The organism is Nonomuraea phyllanthi (assembly GCF_006334985.2).
GTDB classification, from domain to species: Bacteria; Actinomycetota; Actinomycetes; order Streptosporangiales; family Streptosporangiaceae; genus Nonomuraea; species Nonomuraea phyllanthi.
This window is the reverse complement of sequence record NZ_VDLX02000007.1, coordinates 183,562-199,146: the sequence shown is the minus strand read 5'-3', so window position 1 is coordinate 199,146 and position 15,585 is coordinate 183,562. Positions and strand designations below refer to the sequence as shown.

The window sequence follows — 15,585 nt, the reverse complement described above, 5'->3', positions numbered from 1 at the left end:
CTCACGGCGTGGCGACGTGGGCCAGCGGCTCGCCGCGCACGTAGCGGGCCACGTCGGCGGCCACGATCGAGGCCGCCTTCATGGCCGTCTGCTTGCTGGCCCCGGCCAGGTGCGGCGTCATGATCAGGTTGGGCGTGGTGAGCAGGCGCGAGCCGGGCGGGATGGGCTCCTCGGGGAAGACGTCCATCGCCGCCCCGAACAGGTGGCCCGACTCCAGCGCGTCGCACACGGCGTCGTAGTCGAGCAGCGCGCCCCTGGCGCAGTTGACCAGCACCGAGCCCCGGGGCATGGCGGCGATCTCGGCCGCGCCGATCATGCCGGCGGTCTCGGGGGTGGCGCGGGCGTGCAGCGAGACGAAGGAGGAGCGGCCCAGCAGCTCGTCGAGCGGCACCTTTCCTGGCACGTCCACGTACGGGTCGTGCACGAGCACGGTGGCGCCGAAGCCCTCCAGCATGCGGGCCACGCGGCGGCCGATGGCGCCGTAGCCGACCAGGCCGACCGTGTTGCCCTCCAGCTCCGGTCCGACCCGGTCGTAGGTGTAGTAGTCGCCGCGCCACACGCCACCGGCCAGGTCGGCGTGCGTCTGGGGGATCCTGCGGGTGGCGGCCAGCAGCATGGCCAGGGTGTGCTCGGCGGTGGCCACCGCGTTGCGGCCCGGCGCGTAGGTCACCGCCACCCCCGCCCGCGCCGCCGCCTCCAGGTTGGCGTTGACGGGGCCGCCCCGGCTCACGCAGAACAGCCGCAGGTCGGGGGAGGCGTCCAGGACCCGCTTGGTCAGGGGCGCCATCTGCGTCACGCACACCTCCACGCCGCGCAGCGCCTCGATCAGCTCCTCCTCCACGTCCGAGGCCTCGTCCACCTCGCCCACCCGGCCGAACGGCTCGACCGGCCAGGGCAGCGTCAGCTCGCGGATGTCCACCTCGCCGGGGACCTCGCGCCTGAGCGCGTCGACGAGCAGGCGGTTCTGGACGAAGTGGTCGCCTGCGGCAAGGACTCGGATGGTCAACGAACGGCTCCAATCGGGGAGTTGTACTGCAGCAGCGCGGCCCGCCGCCCCTCGCGAAGGCGCAGTTCGGTCAGCGCGCAGTTGTCCAGGCGCGGGAACAGCCGCCGGTACTCGCCGAGCGGCACGCCGATCAGCCGGCACAGCGCGAGCCTGATGGCGGTCGTGTGGGCGACCACCAGCACCCGGCCCTCATGGGCGGCGGCGATGTCGTGGAGCGCGGCCACGAACCGCTCGGCGGCCTCGCGCGGGTCCTCGCCCCCGGGCAGCGGGTGCGCGGCCGGGTCGGACTCGAACGCGGCCCGCGCCTCGGGGAAGCGGGCCGCCATCTCGGCCGAGGTCAGGCCCTCGCCCTGGCCGAAGTCCAGCTCGCGCAGCCGGGCGTCGGTGCGCAGGTCGAGGCCCGCCTTCCCGGCGGCGGCCGCGGCCGTGACACGGGCGCGGCCCAGCGTGGAGGCCCAGACGCCGTCGAGGCCCGCCCCCACCGCCCAGCCGGCCAGCAGGGCGGCCTGGTCGTGCCCGCGCGGGGTCAGCTCCACGTCGCTGAGGCCCGCGTAGCGGTTCTCGGCGTGCCAGACGGTCTCGCCGTGGCGGACGAGCACGAGGTCGGTCATGAGGCTCCTGTCCTCTCGCGGGCGTGTCGTGCGGCGCTCGCGTCGAGCCAGCCGCGGCCTTCCAGCTCGGCCACGAAGCGCAGGTACGCCTCGCGCGAGCCGGCTCCCGACGGCTCGACCACGGCGCGGGTCCTGATCATCCGGTCGGGGTCGCCGCCCGCCAGCACGGCCATGCCGAGCGCGGGCTCGGCGTTCTCGCGCAGCGTCACGGGACGTCCCAGGACGTCCGCCCGCAACCGGGTCCAGTACGCGCTGCGGGTGGCGCCGCCGGTCAGCACGATCTCGCCGTCCACGGGGGCGCCGAGCAGGTCGAGGTAGTCGAAGCAGAGGCGCTCGACGAAGGCCGCGCCCAGCAGGATCGCCGCGTAGCGCTCCACGTCGTCGGCCGGGTCGCCGAGGGTGAAGCTCTCGGCCTCGGGAGCGGCGAACGGGAACCGCTCGCCGCGCGAGACCAGCGGATAGGTGACCGCGGGCGGCAGGCGTCCGGCCCCGGCGCCCGGCAGGTGCCCGGCGTAGCGCGCCTCGGCCCGGGCGCTGAGCGCGTCGAGATCACGGCCGGGCAGGTCGCGGGTGAGCGTGCCGGCGCCGGTGCTCGACGCGCCGCCGGGCAGCCACGATCCGTCGGGGGCCCGGTGGGAGTAGACCACGCCGAGCGGGTCGTGGATCAGCTCCTCCGTCACGCCTTTGAGCACCAGCGTGGTGCCCAGCACCGAGTTCCAGCTCCCGGCCCGCAGGGCGCCGGCGCCGAGCTGGGCGGCGCACCCGTCGGTGGTGCCGGCGATCACGGGCGTGCCGGCCGGCAGGCCCGTCTCCTCGGCGGCCGCCGCGCAGACCACGCCCAGCCGGGTGCCGGGCCGGACGACCCCGGGCAGGGCCTCCGGGGGCACCCCCAGCGCGTCCATCACCTCGGAAGGCCAGCGCTCCTCGATGAGGTCCACGCCGGTCTTGAGCGCGTTGCTGAGGTCGGTGGCCACGTCGTGCCCGACGAGCCGGCGGTTCACGAAGTCGCTCTGGTGGGCCAGGCGGGCTCCGGCCGGGGCGTCCTTCAGCAGCCACAGCAGCTTCGGCAGCCCCCAGTTGGGCTGCATGCGCCGGTAGCCGAGCCGATCCCACACGGCCGCGCCCGCCTCGTTGACCCGGTCGGCCGAGGCGCGCCGGTCGTCGTACATGAGGGCGGGGGTCAGCGCCCGCCCTCCGGCGTCGGCGAGCAGGATCGTTCCAGAGGTCGCGTCCACCGCCACCCCGGCGACCAGCGCGGGCGGCACGTCGCGCAGCGCCTCCCGGGTGGCGGCGGCCAGCTCGCGCCACCACTGCTCGGGGTCCTGCTCGTGCCGGGGCCCGTCGCGGCGGCTGGTCAGCGGGCGGCTCGCCGAGCCGAGCACCTCGCCGTCGCCGGTGACGGCCAGCGCGCGCACGCTCTGCGTCCCGAGGTCGATGCCGATCCACACGCTCACGCCGTACGCCCCCTCGACCGCAGCTCGCCCAGCAGCGGCCACGACGCCGCGTTCGTGCCGCGCAGCGTCAGGAAGTCGCCGAACAGCCGCGCGTACGCCGCCTGCCGGGCCGGGTCGGGCTCGACCGCGTCGCGCAGCCGTACGTGCCGGTCAGCGGCGGCGGCGATGGACGGCGCGGCGCCGGTGGCGGCCAGCCCCACCAGGTACGCGCCGCGCGCCCCCACCTCGGCGTCGGCCGAGCGGCGCACGGGCAGCCCGGTGATGTCGGCGATCAGGCCCAGCCAGGTGACGCTGTTCGAGCCGCCCCCGCACACGCGCAGCTCCGTCGGCGCCGCCCCGGTGGCGGCCAGGCAGTCCTTGATGACCATGGTCAGCCCTTCGAGCGCGGCCCTGGCCACGTCCTCCCGGCCGTGCTCGAACGACAGGCCCAGCAGCGCGCCGCGGGCCAGGGGGTCGGAGAAGGGCGCCCGCTCGCCGGCGGGCGACAGGTACGGCAGGAACGCCAGCCCGCCCGCGCCCGGCCCGCTCCGCCCGGCCAGCTCGCCCAGCTCGTCGGGGCCGCGCAGGCCCAGCAGGCGGCACGTCCACTGCACCACCTCCGTGCCCGCGAACGTGGGGAAGGCCCGCAGGTAGCCGCCGGGCAGCGCGATCGTGATGCCGGTCGGGTCGCCGTCGAGCGCGGGGGAGTCCACGATGACCTCGGTGCACAGCGTGGTGCCGAGGATGGCGCACGCCTGCTCGGCGGTGACCGCGCCCGCGCCCAGCGCCGTGGCGGCGATGTCGTACGGGGCCATCACGACCGGGATCCCGGCGCGCAGGCCGAGCGCCCGCGCGGCGCCGGAGGCGAGTCCGGCGACCGGGCAGGGCCGGATCGGCGGCAGCAGCCGTTCGGCCTGCTCCAGCCCGAACAGGCTCATGAGCGCCGGTGAGTACGCCCGCTCCCGCAGGTCCATGAACGGCGCCGAGGCGTCGGACTCGTCGGCGACCAGCTCCCCGGTCATCCTGGAGAAGATCCAGCCGCCGCAGGTGAGCAGGGCGGCCGACCGGTCCAGCCGGTCGGGGTCGTTCGCGACCAGCCAGGTCAGGATCGCGTGCGGCAGCCCGGAGGCGGCCGAGGAGCCGTTCAGCCGGAAGGCCTCGGCCGCCGTCCCCGATCGGGTCCAGGCGTCCACGGTGGCGGCGGCCCTGGCGTCGTTCCACAGGATCGCGGGCCCGGTCGGCTCGCCCTCCGCGTCGACCAGCCAGCAGCCGTCGCCCTGTGCCGTCACGGCCACGAGGTCCACCTCGCCGGTCCGGGCGGCGACCTCCCGCACGGTGGCGGCGACCGCGTCCCAGACGGCGTCCATGTCCTGCTCGGCGTGGCCGGGTGCGGGCCGGAGGACGGTGGTCTCGCGCCGGGCGACGAACGCCTCCGCGCCCTCGTCGTCGTACGCGACCGCCTTGATGACCGTGGTGCCCGCGTCCACGCAGATGATCGCCATCAGGCCCTGCCGTGGGAGGTCCTCGACCGGCGCGACACGGAGTCGACGACCACCGCGAGCAGCAGCACCGCTCCGGTGACGACGAATCTGATCGACGAGTCGAGGTTGAGCAGGGTCAGGCCGCTGGAGATGGACTGGATCACGATGATGCCGAGCAGCGCGCCGAACGCCGTGCCGCGCCCGCCGAACAGGCTCGTGCCGCCGATCACGGCCGCCGCGATGGCGTTGAGGTTGACGTCGCCCGCGCCGCTGGACTGGTTGGCCGCCGCGAGCCTGGCAGCGGCCAGGATGCCGCCGACCGCCGCGAACGTCGAGCAGAGCACGAACACCGAGGTGTAGACGGCCCTGACGTTGATGCCGGCCCGGCGCGCGGCCTCCACGTTGCCGCCCACGGCGTAGACGGACCTGCCCCACTTCGTCCGCGACAGCAGGTAGTGCATGACCAGCACCAGCGCGACGAAGAAGACGAACATCCAGCCCACGCCGCGCGTCTGGCCGAGATACCAGACGACGAACGCCAGCACCGCCAGCAGCGCCACGCTCCGCGCGGCCAGCATCGGCACGCCCTTCGCCGACAGTCCGGCCCTGCGCCGCTCCCGGGCGTGCAGGTAGCCGCTGGCGAACAGCCACGCGGCCGCGACCACCGCGAACGTGTACGACAACCACGCCGGTACGAAGTCGAGCTGCGCGAAGTTCACCAGGCCCGAGTCGAACGGCAGGTTGATCGAGCCCTTGGTGCCCAGCACGTACAGCTGGAGCCCGAGGAAGGCCAGCAGGCCGGCCAGCGTGATCACGAAGCTCGGCACCCCGAACCTGTTGAACAGCTGCCCGTACAGCCAGCCGACGACCGCGCCCATGATCACGGAGGCCGCGATGGCCAGCCAGACCGGCAGCCCCTGGCCCACGAACAGGACCGCGAGCACCGCGCCCGACAGGCCGCTGACCGAGCCGACGGACAGGTCGATCTCGCCGACGAGCAGCACGCACACGATGCCGAGCGCGATGATGCCGACGGCGGCGGACTCCAAGGTGAGGTTCACCAGGTTCGCGCTGGACAGGAAGATCGGGTTGAGGATCTGCAGGACCGTCCAGATGACCACGAGGCCGACCACGACCGGGATGACGCCGAGGTCGCCGCCGCGGGCCCGTTCGAGCACGTCGGCGAGCACGCCGCGCAGCCCGTCGCGGTTCTGGAGCCGCTCGTCCTGGCGATCCGTCGTCAAGGTGCTCACGACCTGGCTCCTTTTTGAACACGTCGGGACACGGCGTTGTCGGTGGCGCCGGTGATGGCGGCGATGATGTCCTCGGTGGAGACCTGGTCCACGTCGAACACTCCGTTGTTGCGGCCGAGCCGCAGCACCGCGACGGTGTCGGCGACCGCCTTCACGTCCGCCATGTTGTGGCTGATCATGATGACGCCCAGGCCGTTCTCGCGCAGCCGCTCGACCAGGTTGAGCACCTCGGCCGTCTGCGCCACCCCGAGCGCGGCGGTGGGCTCGTCCAGGATGATCACCTTCGGGTCCCCGAGCAGCGACCTGGCGATGGCCACCGTCTGCCGCTGGCCGCCCGACAGCGCCGCGACCGGCACCCGCACGCTCGGGATCTTGGCGGAGAGCTGGCGGAGCAGCTCCCACGAGCGGGTCTCCATGGCCACGTCGTTGAGGCGCAGCGGGCGGATCTCCTGGCCGAGGAACAGGTTCTGGATCACGTTGAGGTTCTCGCAGAGCGCCAGGTCCTGGAAGACCGTGGCGATGCCGAGCCGGTGGGCGGCGGCAGGGGTGGGGATCTCGACCGCGTTCCCGCCGAACGTGATCGTGCCCGCGTCCGGCGGGTGCACGCCGGAGAGGATCTTGACCAGCGTCGACTTGCCCGCGCCGTTGTCTCCCACGACGGCGACCACCTGGCCGGCGGCCACGTCGAGCTCGATGTCGGTGAGCGCGGCGACCGCGCCGAAGGTCTTGCTGATCCCGCGCAGGGACAGGACGGTCATCGGCGCTCTCCTACTTGATGCCGAGCTCTTCGCAGCCCTTGGCGTACTCGCCGGAGCAGACGTCGGCCGCCTTCATGATGCCGCTGTCGAACAGCACTTCCTTGATGTTCTCCTTGGTCACGACCGTGGGGACGAACAGCTCGGACGGCGTGTCGTAGAGCGTGGCCTTGCCGGCGGGCTTCTTGCCCTGCATGAACTCCCAGGCCGTGTTCGCCGCGGCCTCGGCCACGATCTTGATCGGCTTGGAGATGGTGTTGTACTGGTCGCCCGCGATGATCCGCTGTGCGGCGGCGATCTCGGCGTCGTTGCCGGTGACCGGGGGCACCTTCACTCCTGCGGCCTTGAACGCGGCGATCGACCCGCCGCCGGTGCCGTCGTTGGCCGCGACGACGCCCACGATCTGGTCCTTGAACTGCGTGATCTGGCCGCTCACCCAGGTCTGCGCCTTCTCCGGCTGCCAGTCGGGCGTGTCGTACTCGGCCAGCAGCTTGAACCCGCTCGGGTCGACCGCGCTGTGGATGCCCTTCTTGATCAGCCCGGCCGCCGCGTCCGTGGGCGAGCCGTTGACCTGGAGGATCCCGCCCTCGGCGTTCTCCTTCTTGAGGTGGTCGACGAGGGACTGGGCGATCATCTGGCCGATCTTCTCGTTGTCGAACGAGATGTAGTAGTCGGCGGGCGTGGCCGGGATCGGCCGGTCGTAGGCGATGATCGGCACCTGCTGCGACTGGGCCGACTTGACGAACGTGGCCGCGGCGGCGGAGTCGACCGGGTCGATCACGATGGCCTTGACGCCCTGGGCGAGCGCGGAGTTGACCTGCTGCTGCTGCTTGGCGGCGTCGGAGTCGGCGTTCTGGTAGATGACCTCGCAGGTCGGGCAGAGCTGCTTCATCTTGGCCTCGAAGAGCGGCTTGTCCTGCAGCTCGTACCGGGTGGAGGCGAGGTCGGGCATGAGGAAGGCCACCTTGGCGTTCTCGGTGCCGCCGCCGCTGCCGCCACCGGCGTCCCCGCCGCCGGAGCCGGAGCCGCACGCGGCCAGCACCGAGCCTGCGAGCACTGCCACCGCCGCCGCGGAGATCCGCGTCTTCGCTCTGTTCACGGGTTCGTTCCTCACTTGCTACCGGGAATAATGCCGCATTTCCCCCGAAACAGGACAAGCCCTCACAACAGGGCGCATCCTGTGGTGCGGCTCACGGTAGCGTGCGGCCTGAAACTTTGTCCAGCAACAATGTTCAGAGCTGGCGGGCGGCGGCGACCAGGCCCTCCGCCGTGGGGACGTCCGTGACGAGCCGGTTGAAGTAGCCGCCCCTGGCGCCCGCGACGATGGACAGCACCTTCTCGGCGCCCACCGCGACCGCGATGGTGGCCGGGATGCGGCGCAGCTCCTCAGGGCCGGGGGCGACCAGGCGCTCGCTGCCCGGGTACGTGACCGGCTCCCCGTCGCGGTCGTAGACCCGCATGCACACGTCGCCCACGGCCCGGCGCAGGCTCTCGGCGTCGCGCGGCATGAGGGAGGGCGTCATCTGCCGCATCAGCGGGGCCGAGCCGACGCCGACGACGGCGCACTTGGCGTGTGCCCACAGGTCCATGACGCGGCGCACGGACGGCTCGTGCTGGAGCGAGTAGAACAGCTCGGGGCCGGGCAGCGCGGGCGCGTAGAGGTAGGCGGGCACGCCGCCGACGCGTTCGGCCAGGATGCGGGTGGTCTCGTTGGTCTGGAACCAGGGCTGCGGCTCCTCCTGGCCGCCCACCGCCGGCGCGATCGTGACCCCCGGGTAGTGGCCGAGGCCCTCGCGGGCGCACTCGTAGACCGTGGTGCCCGACGAGACCAGCACGACGTCGCCGGACTCCAGCCCGACGGCGGCCAGCGCGCGGGTCACGGCCGGTGCCAGCCACGGGCCGAGCGCCGGCCCGCTGACCTTGGGCACCAGGTAGACGTGCCGCAACCGCAGCGCCCGCGCCACCTCGGCGGCCAGCGGGCCGTCCTCCAGCGTGGCGGGCCGGTGCACCCTGATCTCGACGATGCCCTGCCTGCGCGCCTCGGTGAGCAGCCGGCTCACCGTCGCCCTGGAGACGCCGAGCCGCTGGGCGATGTCGCCCTGGGTGGCCTCCTCGACGTAGTACTGCTGCGCCGCCGCGTACATCAGCTCGAGAGGGAACCTGCCCTGCGTCTCGGGTGCGACGTCGGCGGCATTCATGCGGACGCTCCTGTGAACATTTTTTCTGAACCGATGCGCCAACGACTATAGGCGGGGCCGTGTCCGGCGGTCCAGTTGGCAAGGCTAGCGGTCGGCCGGGCCGTCCGGGAGCATTCCCTGGGCGTGACGACCACGCTCCGCGTATGATCGGATGCGTAAAGTAGTGCCCAGGCGCCGGTGTGGGAGGGGCAATGTCGAGGGGGATCCTGATCGCGGCTGCCTTCGGTCTCGTGGTCGCGGGCACGGCGCCGTCCACTCCCGCGGAGTCCACCGTCCTCACCTGCGACGGCCTCGTGCACCTGCGCGATCGCGAGCTGGGCATCGCGGCGTGCACCAACCCCACGGACGAGACCTGGCAGTTCCGCGCCGTGGTGGTCTGCGGGCGGGCGCTCGACGTGCGGGGCGACTGGGTGACGCTGCCGCCCGGCGCGCAGGGCATGTCCCAGGGGCGCTGCGGCGGCACCGTCACCGGCGGCGTGGGCGGCGTCGACGTGGAGGAGCGGCGCGCCTGAGAGGTCCGGCGCTCGTCGTCTGCGAGCGGTCAGGCGGGCGGGGGGAGCTCGCCCGAGCCGCGGGCGACCAGCCGTACGGGCAGTTCGACGTGCTGCGGCGGGCCCGCGTCGCCGCGCAGGCGGCGGAAGAGCAGCTCGGCCGCCACCCGCCCCATCGACGCCGGGTCCTGCGCCACCACGCTCACCTTCGGGTCGAGCAGATCGGCCAGCTCGAAGTCGTCGAACCCCACCAGGGCCACCCGCCGCCCCGCCAGCGCCCGCAGCGCGGTCACGGTGTAGCGGCCGTTGCCGGTGAACAGCGCCGACGGCGGGCCGTCCAGCGCGGCCATGCGGGCGAGGGCCGCGCGCACCCCCTCCAGCGAGGGCGGCCGCATCGACACCAGCCGCTCGTCGTACAGCCCGCCCATCGCCTCCCGGTAGCCCTTCAGCCGCTCGGCGGCGGTGAAGATCTCCGGGGCGTCCCCGAGGAAGGCGATCCTGTGGTGGCCGTGGCCCATGAGGTGGCGGACCGCTCGCACCGCGCCGCCCACGTTGTCGGCCAGCACCGTGTCGACGTCGATCCCCGCGCCGGGCGGCCGGTCCGCGAAGATCACGGGCGTGCCCGCCTCCAGCTCCGGCCGCAGGTAGGTGTGGTCCTCCCCGGCCGGCACCACGATCAGCCCGTCCACCCGCCGCGCGCAGAACGTCTCGACCAGCTCCCGTTCCCTGCCGGGCTCCTCGCCGGACGAGCCGCTCAGCAGCAGGCACCCGTGCTCGATGACGATGTCCTCCACCGCCCGGCTCAGGCCCGAGTAGAACGGGTCTGCGACGTCCCCGATGACCAGCCCGATCGTGGCGGTCCTGCCCCTGCGCAGCATGCGCGCGCTCTCGTTGCGGCTGTAGCCCAGCCGGTCGATGGCCGCCCGCACCCGCTCGGCCGTGACCGGGTGGACGCCGGGCTCGCCGTTCACGACCCGCGAGACGGTCTTGAGCGCCACGCCCGCGGCCGAGGCGACGTCCTTCATCGTCGGTCTCACGCCAGGATCATTGCTCAACCCGGCCTGGTAGACAACGTTGTCAAGGGCTTATGCGAGAGTGGTCCCCTATGTCGTTGAGATCTGCCGTGCTGGTCGCCGGGTTCGTGCTGGCCGCGCTCAACCTGCGTCCCGCCATCGCGGGCGTCTCCCCGCTGCTCGATGAGATCATGAGCGACGTGGGGCTCTCACCCGCCGGCGGCGGGGCGGTCACCACGGTCATGGTGGTCTGCCTGGGCGTGTTCGGCCCGCTCACCCCGGTGCTCGCCCGGCGCATCGGGCTCGACCGCACGCTGCTGGCCGGCCTGCTCGTCATCGCGGCGGGCGTGACGCTGCGCGGCCTCGACGGCGCGCCCGTGCTCTACCTCGGCTCGGCCCTGGCCGCCATCGCGATCGCGGTCATGAACGTCTCCATGCCCGCCGTCGTCAAGCAGCACTTCCCCGGCCGGGTCAACCTCATGACCGGCGTGTACGTCTCCGCGGTGGTGGCCGGCGCGACCCTCGCCTCCGCCGTGGTCATCCCCGTCGAGCGCGCCACCGGGTACGGCTGGCGCGGCGTCTCCGCGCTGCTCGCCGTGCCGGCGCTGCTGGCCGCGCTGTTCTGGCTGCCCCAGGCGCTGCGCGGGCGGGGCGCGGCGGCCAACGGTCCCCGGCCGTTCGCCGCGGTGCTCAGGAGCCGCGTGACCTGGTACGTCACCGCCCTCATGGGCCTGCAGTCGCTCACCTTCTACGTCATGCTGGCCTGGCTGCCGACCATCTTCCTGGAGGCCGGCCTCCCCGCCGACCAGGCCGGATACCTGCTGAGCCTGACGAACCTGGTCCAGGTGGCCACCTCGCTCGCCGTCCCCGTGCTGGCCGGCAGGCGGGAGTCGCAGGTGCCGTACGTGATGGGGGCCGGCGTGCTGACCGTGCTCGGCTACCTCGGCGTGCTGCTGGCGCCGGCGACCGCGCCGTGGGCGTCGATGATCGTGCTCGGGATCGGCCAGGGCGCCTCGTTCGCGCTGGCGCTGCTGATCATCGCGCTGCGGCCCGCCGATCCGGACGCCGTGACCGCGCTGTCGGCCGTGGCCCAGTCGGTGGGATACGTGATCGCGGCGCTCGGGCCGCTGCTGTTCGGGCTGCTCCGGCAGGTTTCCGGGGGCTGGACGGTGCCGCTGGCCGCGGGGCTGGGGGTGCTGGTGGTGCAGCTCGTGGCCGGCTGGTTCGCCGGACGGCCTGCTACATTAGGTAAGGCTAACCTATAGGGAAGGGGCCGGCATGCTCACCGAGACGCTCCAGCGGGTCGCCGACGGGCGCGGCGGGGTGCTCGGGGTCGAGCCCGGCCTGGTCATCGAGCCCGACGCGAGCTGGACACCGGTCACGGAGCTGCTGCGGGAGCCGTACGCGCCGCTCGTCGAGCTGATCGACGCGACGGCGGCGCGCTGGAACGCGCCACGCCACGTCGGCGCCGCGCTGTTCTGGAAGACCTACACCTACTGGCACACGCTGCCCATGGCGCTCGGGTGGGCACTCGACGGACGGGTGCCGGTCATGCGGCTGCCGGAGACGTACGTGAAGGCGTCGGAGGCGGGCGTGAGCGTCGCGGCGACGCGCGTGAGCTGGTCCGCCGGCGCCGGGGCGATCCGCGAGGCGCTCGCCGAGTCGCAGGCGCCGCTGGTGCGGGTGATCGGCTCCATCGCGAAGGTGGGCGAGCGCACGCTGTGGGGCTCCACGGCGGAGGCGTTCGCCCACCCGCTGACCTCGATCGTGCCCGGCGACTACCTGCGCCTGCTGGCGGAGATCGGCGCGCCGGTCGACGGGCTGGTCGAGCCCGCCGGCGACGGCTACTTCCGCAGGACCTGCTGCCTGTGGATCGCACTGCCCGATGCCGAGCCCTGCGGAAGCTGCTGCGTGCTCAGGCCACGACAGCGCCGTCCAGCGGCCTGAGCTCGTCGGCGTAGCTCACCGACACCCGGCGCATGACGCCGGTGCCGTCGATCGAGTACTGGCCGAGCCGCCACAGCGGCGGCGAGTAGGCGTGGATGGAGACGCTGGTGTCGATCGCGCCGCTGAGCCGGTGGATGTGGTCGGGGCCGAACGAGAACGACTGCCCCTCCGACACCACGGTCTCCAGGTGCTCGCCGCCGATGCGCGGGTTGCACTCCAGCAGCACCCCGCGCACCACGTGGACGGCTCCCGAGGAGGTGTCGTGGTCGTGCCAGCCCGTGTCGTCCTCCGGGCGCCAGCAGAGCAGCCAGACGTCCACGTACGCGTCGCGGTAGAGCGAGGCGTAGTGCCTGCCGCCCCCTTCGGGGAAGGCCACCTGGTCGCGCCACTCCTCAGGGCGGGAGGCCAGCTCGTCCACCAGCTCGCGCAGCTCTCGGCGGTCGAGCGCGCGCTCGGGGAGCCGGGCACAGGTGCCCCCGTCCTGGATCTGGTTGGTGCTCACGTACGAGTCTCCTTTCTGTTCAGCAGACGACGGGGGTTGACGACCCGGATGGCGTGGCCGGCGGCCGCGCCCAGGCCGGGTTCGGGAGCCTTGGCGTAGGGGGCGTCGGAGCCGTTGACGACGACGTCGATGCCCAGCTCGCGGACGATGGCGTCGATCGCGCGCGGGCCGTAGGAGGAGGTCTCCACGAAGCAGCCGGGGTCGACGAGGCCGCGGCTGCCGCCGCCCCGGGCGATCAGGCGCTCGGAGTGCAGCGGGGCCAGGCCGGCGAGCGCCGCGAAGCAGACGCGCAGATCGGGGTGCCGGGGGCGGACCACGGCGTGGAAGTGGTGCCAGGCGGCGTGCAGCTGCTGCACGTACGGCACCACGGCGGCCCACCACGGTGGGGCGCCCGGGTGCTGGACGGCGGGGCCGGGGTGGACGAACAGGGGGAGATCCCTGGCCGTCAGCACCTCCAGCAGCCGGTCGTCGGGCAGGACGGTCGCGGGGACCTGCAACCCGGCGAGCCCCCGGTCGAGGTCCTTGGCCAGGCGATCGGGGTCGGGCTCGCCGAGGCACGTGGAGGCCCAGGCGCCGAACGGCTCGCCGAGCGCGAGCGCGCCCTCGTGATAGGCGTCGATCAGCGGCCAGGCCTCCTCGGGCGGCAGCAGCTCGACGCCGAGCGGGCTCGACATGGACACCAGCGCCAGCTCCAGCCCGGTGGTGTCCCTGCGGTCCTCGGGGTCGATCTCGTACGGCGGCTCGCCGTCGAGGAGCAGCGTCCAGCCGTCGACGCGCGGCGGCGAGGTGCGGGCGCGCAGCGCGTCGACGAACGCATGCGTCCACACATGCAGGTGCACGTCGACGCTCACGGCTCCTCCTCCCCTAATTCCCTACCCACATTACATGTAAATCCGGCTGTGCTGCGGCGCGACACTCGTGAAGCGTTTCAGTGATACGGTTCAGTGAACCGCTTCACAGACCCCTTGTCAACGGTCGCGAAGCCCGTTCCGCAGGGGCGCGCGCGAGCGACCCGGCGGCGGAAGATGGGTTCTGTCGCCGCCACCCAATAGGCTGGCTGAATGCCTCGAAAGAGAGCCACGATCCGTGAGGTCGCCCAGGCGACAGGACTCTCGCCCGCGGCGGTCTCCTACGCGCTGCGCGGACTGCAGGTGTCCGAGGAGACCATGGAGCGGGTGCGCGCCGCGGCGGCCGAGCTCGGCTACGAGGCCGACCCCATCGCCAGGGCCCTGGCCAGCGGGCGCACCGGCATGATCGGCCTGCTGTGCGGCTCGCTGGAGGATCTGTGGCAGCAGTCCCTGGCGGTCGGCATCAGCAGGGGTCTGCGGGAGAAAGACCGCTACGCCCTGATCCTCGACGCCGTCGGCGACCCCGCCCGCGAGCGGGCCTTCGCCCAGCGCCTGCGCGACCAGCGGGTCGACGGCCTGATCGTCCAGCCGATCGACCCGGCGGCGGCGTTCTGGGCCGAGCTGTGCGAGTCGCTGCCGGTGGTCGCGATCGGCGACTCCATCGCGGGCACGGCCGGCGAGGTCGTCTTCGACAACCGGCGCGGCGTCACCATGGCCCTTGAGCACCTGCGCGACCTCGGCCACCGGCGCCTCGCCGTCCTCACCTCCACCCGGGCCAGCACGCCCGACCGGCCCGCCGACGTCCACGTCACGGCCGAGGCCGACCGGCTCGGGCTCGACATCGAGGTCGTCACCGCGCCCCACGGGCTGGCCGGCGCCACCTCGGCCGCCCGCGACGTCCTGGCCGGCCGCCGGCCGACCGCGGTGTTCTGCTTCGCCGACTCCATCGCCTACGGGGTCTACGCCGCCGCGCAGGAGCTCGGGCTGTCCGTTCCCGGCGACGTGTCGGTCATGGGATATGACGACCACCCGATGTCGGGGCTGCTCTCGCCGGGGCTCACCACCGTCGACTGGGACATCGACGGGATCGTGCGGGCGGCGGTGCGGCTCATCTCGGCGGCCACGGACGGCGGCACCCGCCGCCGGCGCGTCGTCCAGGCCCCGACCCTCCGCGAGCGCGGCTCGGTGGCCCGGCTCAGCTGACCGGCCGCACGGGGCTTCCCGTCCGGTGGCCATGCCGGGCAGGGGGCTCGCGACTGGGCGTCCGGCGGCCTCGCCCGGCTGAAGGGCTCGGAGCCTCGCGTCCAGTGGCCTTGCCCGGCTGAAGGGGCCCGGTGGTCTTGCTCGGTTGAGGGGGAGTGCCGGGCTTCACGTCCGGTGGTCGGGGGCCCGCTGATCCGAGGGCCCGCGAGGCACGGCGTGCAGCAGCGAGCGCAGCAGCCGCCCGGCGGTGGCGGGAGACACCTCGCCGGGCGTGTTCGTGAGCTGGGAGGCGAGCCCGTCGACGAACGTGTGCAGCAGCGCGGCCCAGACCTCCACCTCGGCGTCGGGATGCGGGGCCGTGGCCTGCCCCGCGTCGCGGACCGGCTCGTGCCCGAGCAGGGCGGCGACGCATTGGCGGTGCAGCGCCCGCTGGTCGTTCCACGTCACGGAGCCGCCTTCCGGCGGGTGCCGGCGCTCCCAGGCCACGATCGCCGACCACAGCGCGTACTCCTCGCGCCGCTCGGCATCGAGCGGCAGCAGCTCCTCCACGATCGAGGCGACCTGCTCGACCACCGATCCCTCGGTGCGGGGCCGCTGGACGCGCGGGAGGACCCGCCGGCGGAGGGCGTCGGTGGTGGCCCTGACGACGTAGGCCTGCAGCTCGTGCTGGTTGCCGAAGTAGTGGCGCAGTGACCCGGTGGACCAGCCGGCCTCGGCGGCGACCCCGCGGACGGTCACGCCGGCGAGCCCTTCGCGCAGGATCACCCGGATGGCGGCCTCGCCCAGCTCGGCTCGTCGCTGGTCATGGTCAACGAGTCGCGGCACGCCCACATGCTAACACGCC

At 73.4% G+C, this 15,585-nt stretch carries 16 protein-coding genes; 4 read left to right on the top strand and 12 right to left on the bottom strand.

The features are described from left to right. Position 1 precedes the first annotated feature (1 nt). From FH608_RS20340 to FH608_RS20305, 8 genes are all read right to left on the bottom strand, one after another. A complete protein-coding gene (locus tag FH608_RS20340) occupies positions 2-1,006 on the bottom strand; it encodes a 2-hydroxyacid dehydrogenase (protein ID WP_139632130.1) in 1,005 nt (334 codons plus the stop codon). Beyond that, positions 1,003-1,617, bottom strand: coding sequence for a histidine phosphatase family protein (locus FH608_RS20335; RefSeq protein WP_139632129.1), 615 nt, complete (start codon positions 1,615-1,617; stop codon positions 1,003-1,005). The genes FH608_RS20340 and FH608_RS20335 overlap by 4 nt, the downstream gene beginning before the upstream one ends. Continuing rightward, positions 1,614-3,071, bottom strand: a complete 1,458-nt coding sequence (locus FH608_RS20330) for an FGGY-family carbohydrate kinase (RefSeq protein WP_226899719.1) — start codon at positions 3,069-3,071, stop codon at positions 1,614-1,616. The genes FH608_RS20335 and FH608_RS20330 overlap by 4 nt, the downstream gene beginning before the upstream one ends. Then, the gene (locus FH608_RS20325; protein WP_139632128.1) at positions 3,068-4,552 is read right to left on the bottom strand and encodes an FGGY-family carbohydrate kinase; all 1,485 of its coding nucleotides are present in this window, start codon (positions 4,550-4,552) and stop codon (positions 3,068-3,070) included. Before FH608_RS20325 ends, FH608_RS20330 begins: the two co-directional genes overlap by 4 nt. After that, positions 4,552-5,784: a sugar ABC transporter permease gene (locus FH608_RS20320; RefSeq protein ID WP_139632127.1), complete on the bottom strand. Its 1,233-nt coding sequence runs from the start codon at positions 5,782-5,784 to the stop codon at positions 4,552-4,554. The genes FH608_RS20325 and FH608_RS20320 overlap by 1 nt, the downstream gene beginning before the upstream one ends. Next, positions 5,781-6,542: an ATP-binding cassette domain-containing protein gene (locus tag FH608_RS20315; protein ID WP_139632126.1), complete on the bottom strand. Its 762-nt coding sequence runs from the start codon at positions 6,540-6,542 to the stop codon at positions 5,781-5,783. The genes FH608_RS20320 and FH608_RS20315 overlap by 4 nt, the downstream gene beginning before the upstream one ends. 10 nt (positions 6,543-6,552) lie before the next feature. After that, positions 6,553-7,638 carry an ABC transporter substrate-binding protein gene (locus FH608_RS20310; protein ID WP_139632125.1) on the bottom strand — a complete coding sequence of 362 codons (1,086 nt, stop codon included), beginning with the start codon at positions 7,636-7,638 and terminating at the stop codon, positions 6,553-6,555. A gap of 133 nt (positions 7,639-7,771) precedes the next feature. Next, positions 7,772-8,737: a sugar-binding transcriptional regulator gene (locus FH608_RS20305; RefSeq protein ID WP_139632124.1), complete on the bottom strand. Its 966-nt coding sequence runs from the start codon at positions 8,735-8,737 to the stop codon at positions 7,772-7,774. A 191-nt stretch (positions 8,738-8,928) separates the two neighbouring features. On the opposite strand from FH608_RS20305, the gene FH608_RS20300 reads away from it, so the two are divergent. Further along, entirely contained in the window at positions 8,929-9,249 is a 321-nt protein-coding gene (locus FH608_RS20300) for a hypothetical protein (RefSeq protein WP_139632123.1), read from the top strand. Positions 9,250-9,278: 29 nt separating this feature from the next. On the opposite strand, the gene FH608_RS20295 is transcribed toward FH608_RS20300, so the two are convergent. Beyond that, positions 9,279-10,265 carry a LacI family DNA-binding transcriptional regulator gene (locus FH608_RS20295; RefSeq protein WP_394367690.1) on the bottom strand — a complete coding sequence of 329 codons (987 nt, stop codon included), beginning with the start codon at positions 10,263-10,265 and terminating at the stop codon, positions 9,279-9,281. Positions 10,266-10,333: 68 nt separating this feature from the next. Between FH608_RS20295 and FH608_RS20290 the strand changes: the two genes are divergently transcribed. After that, positions 10,334-11,506, top strand: a complete 1,173-nt coding sequence (locus FH608_RS20290) for a CynX/NimT family MFS transporter (protein ID WP_139632122.1) — start codon at positions 10,334-10,336, stop codon at positions 11,504-11,506. A 13-nt stretch (positions 11,507-11,519) separates the two neighbouring features. After that, the gene (locus tag FH608_RS20285; protein ID WP_139632121.1) at positions 11,520-12,188 is read left to right on the top strand and encodes a (2Fe-2S)-binding protein; all 669 of its coding nucleotides are present in this window, start codon (positions 11,520-11,522) and stop codon (positions 12,186-12,188) included. Here FH608_RS20285 and FH608_RS20280 read toward each other — a convergent pair. After that, positions 12,157-12,690 carry a cysteine dioxygenase gene (locus FH608_RS20280; RefSeq protein ID WP_139632120.1) on the bottom strand — a complete coding sequence of 178 codons (534 nt, stop codon included), beginning with the start codon at positions 12,688-12,690 and terminating at the stop codon, positions 12,157-12,159. The genes FH608_RS20285 and FH608_RS20280 overlap by 32 nt on opposite strands. Continuing rightward, positions 12,687-13,541 (bottom strand): amidohydrolase family protein, encoded by an 855-nt coding sequence (locus tag FH608_RS20275; RefSeq protein ID WP_139632119.1) that lies wholly within the window; start codon positions 13,539-13,541, stop codon positions 12,687-12,689. Before FH608_RS20275 ends, FH608_RS20280 begins: the two co-directional genes overlap by 4 nt. Before the next feature lie 210 nt (positions 13,542-13,751). Between FH608_RS20275 and FH608_RS20270 the strand changes: the two genes are divergently transcribed. Beyond that, positions 13,752-14,741 carry a LacI family DNA-binding transcriptional regulator gene (locus FH608_RS20270; RefSeq protein WP_139632118.1) on the top strand — a complete coding sequence of 330 codons (990 nt, stop codon included), beginning with the start codon at positions 13,752-13,754 and terminating at the stop codon, positions 14,739-14,741. A gap of 165 nt (positions 14,742-14,906) precedes the next feature. Here FH608_RS20270 and FH608_RS20265 read toward each other — a convergent pair whose 3' ends face one another. Further along, on the bottom strand, positions 14,907-15,566 hold the full coding sequence (locus FH608_RS20265) for a TetR/AcrR family transcriptional regulator (RefSeq protein WP_193318528.1): 660 nt from the start codon (positions 15,564-15,566) through the stop codon (positions 14,907-14,909). Positions 15,567-15,585 lie beyond the last annotated feature (19 nt).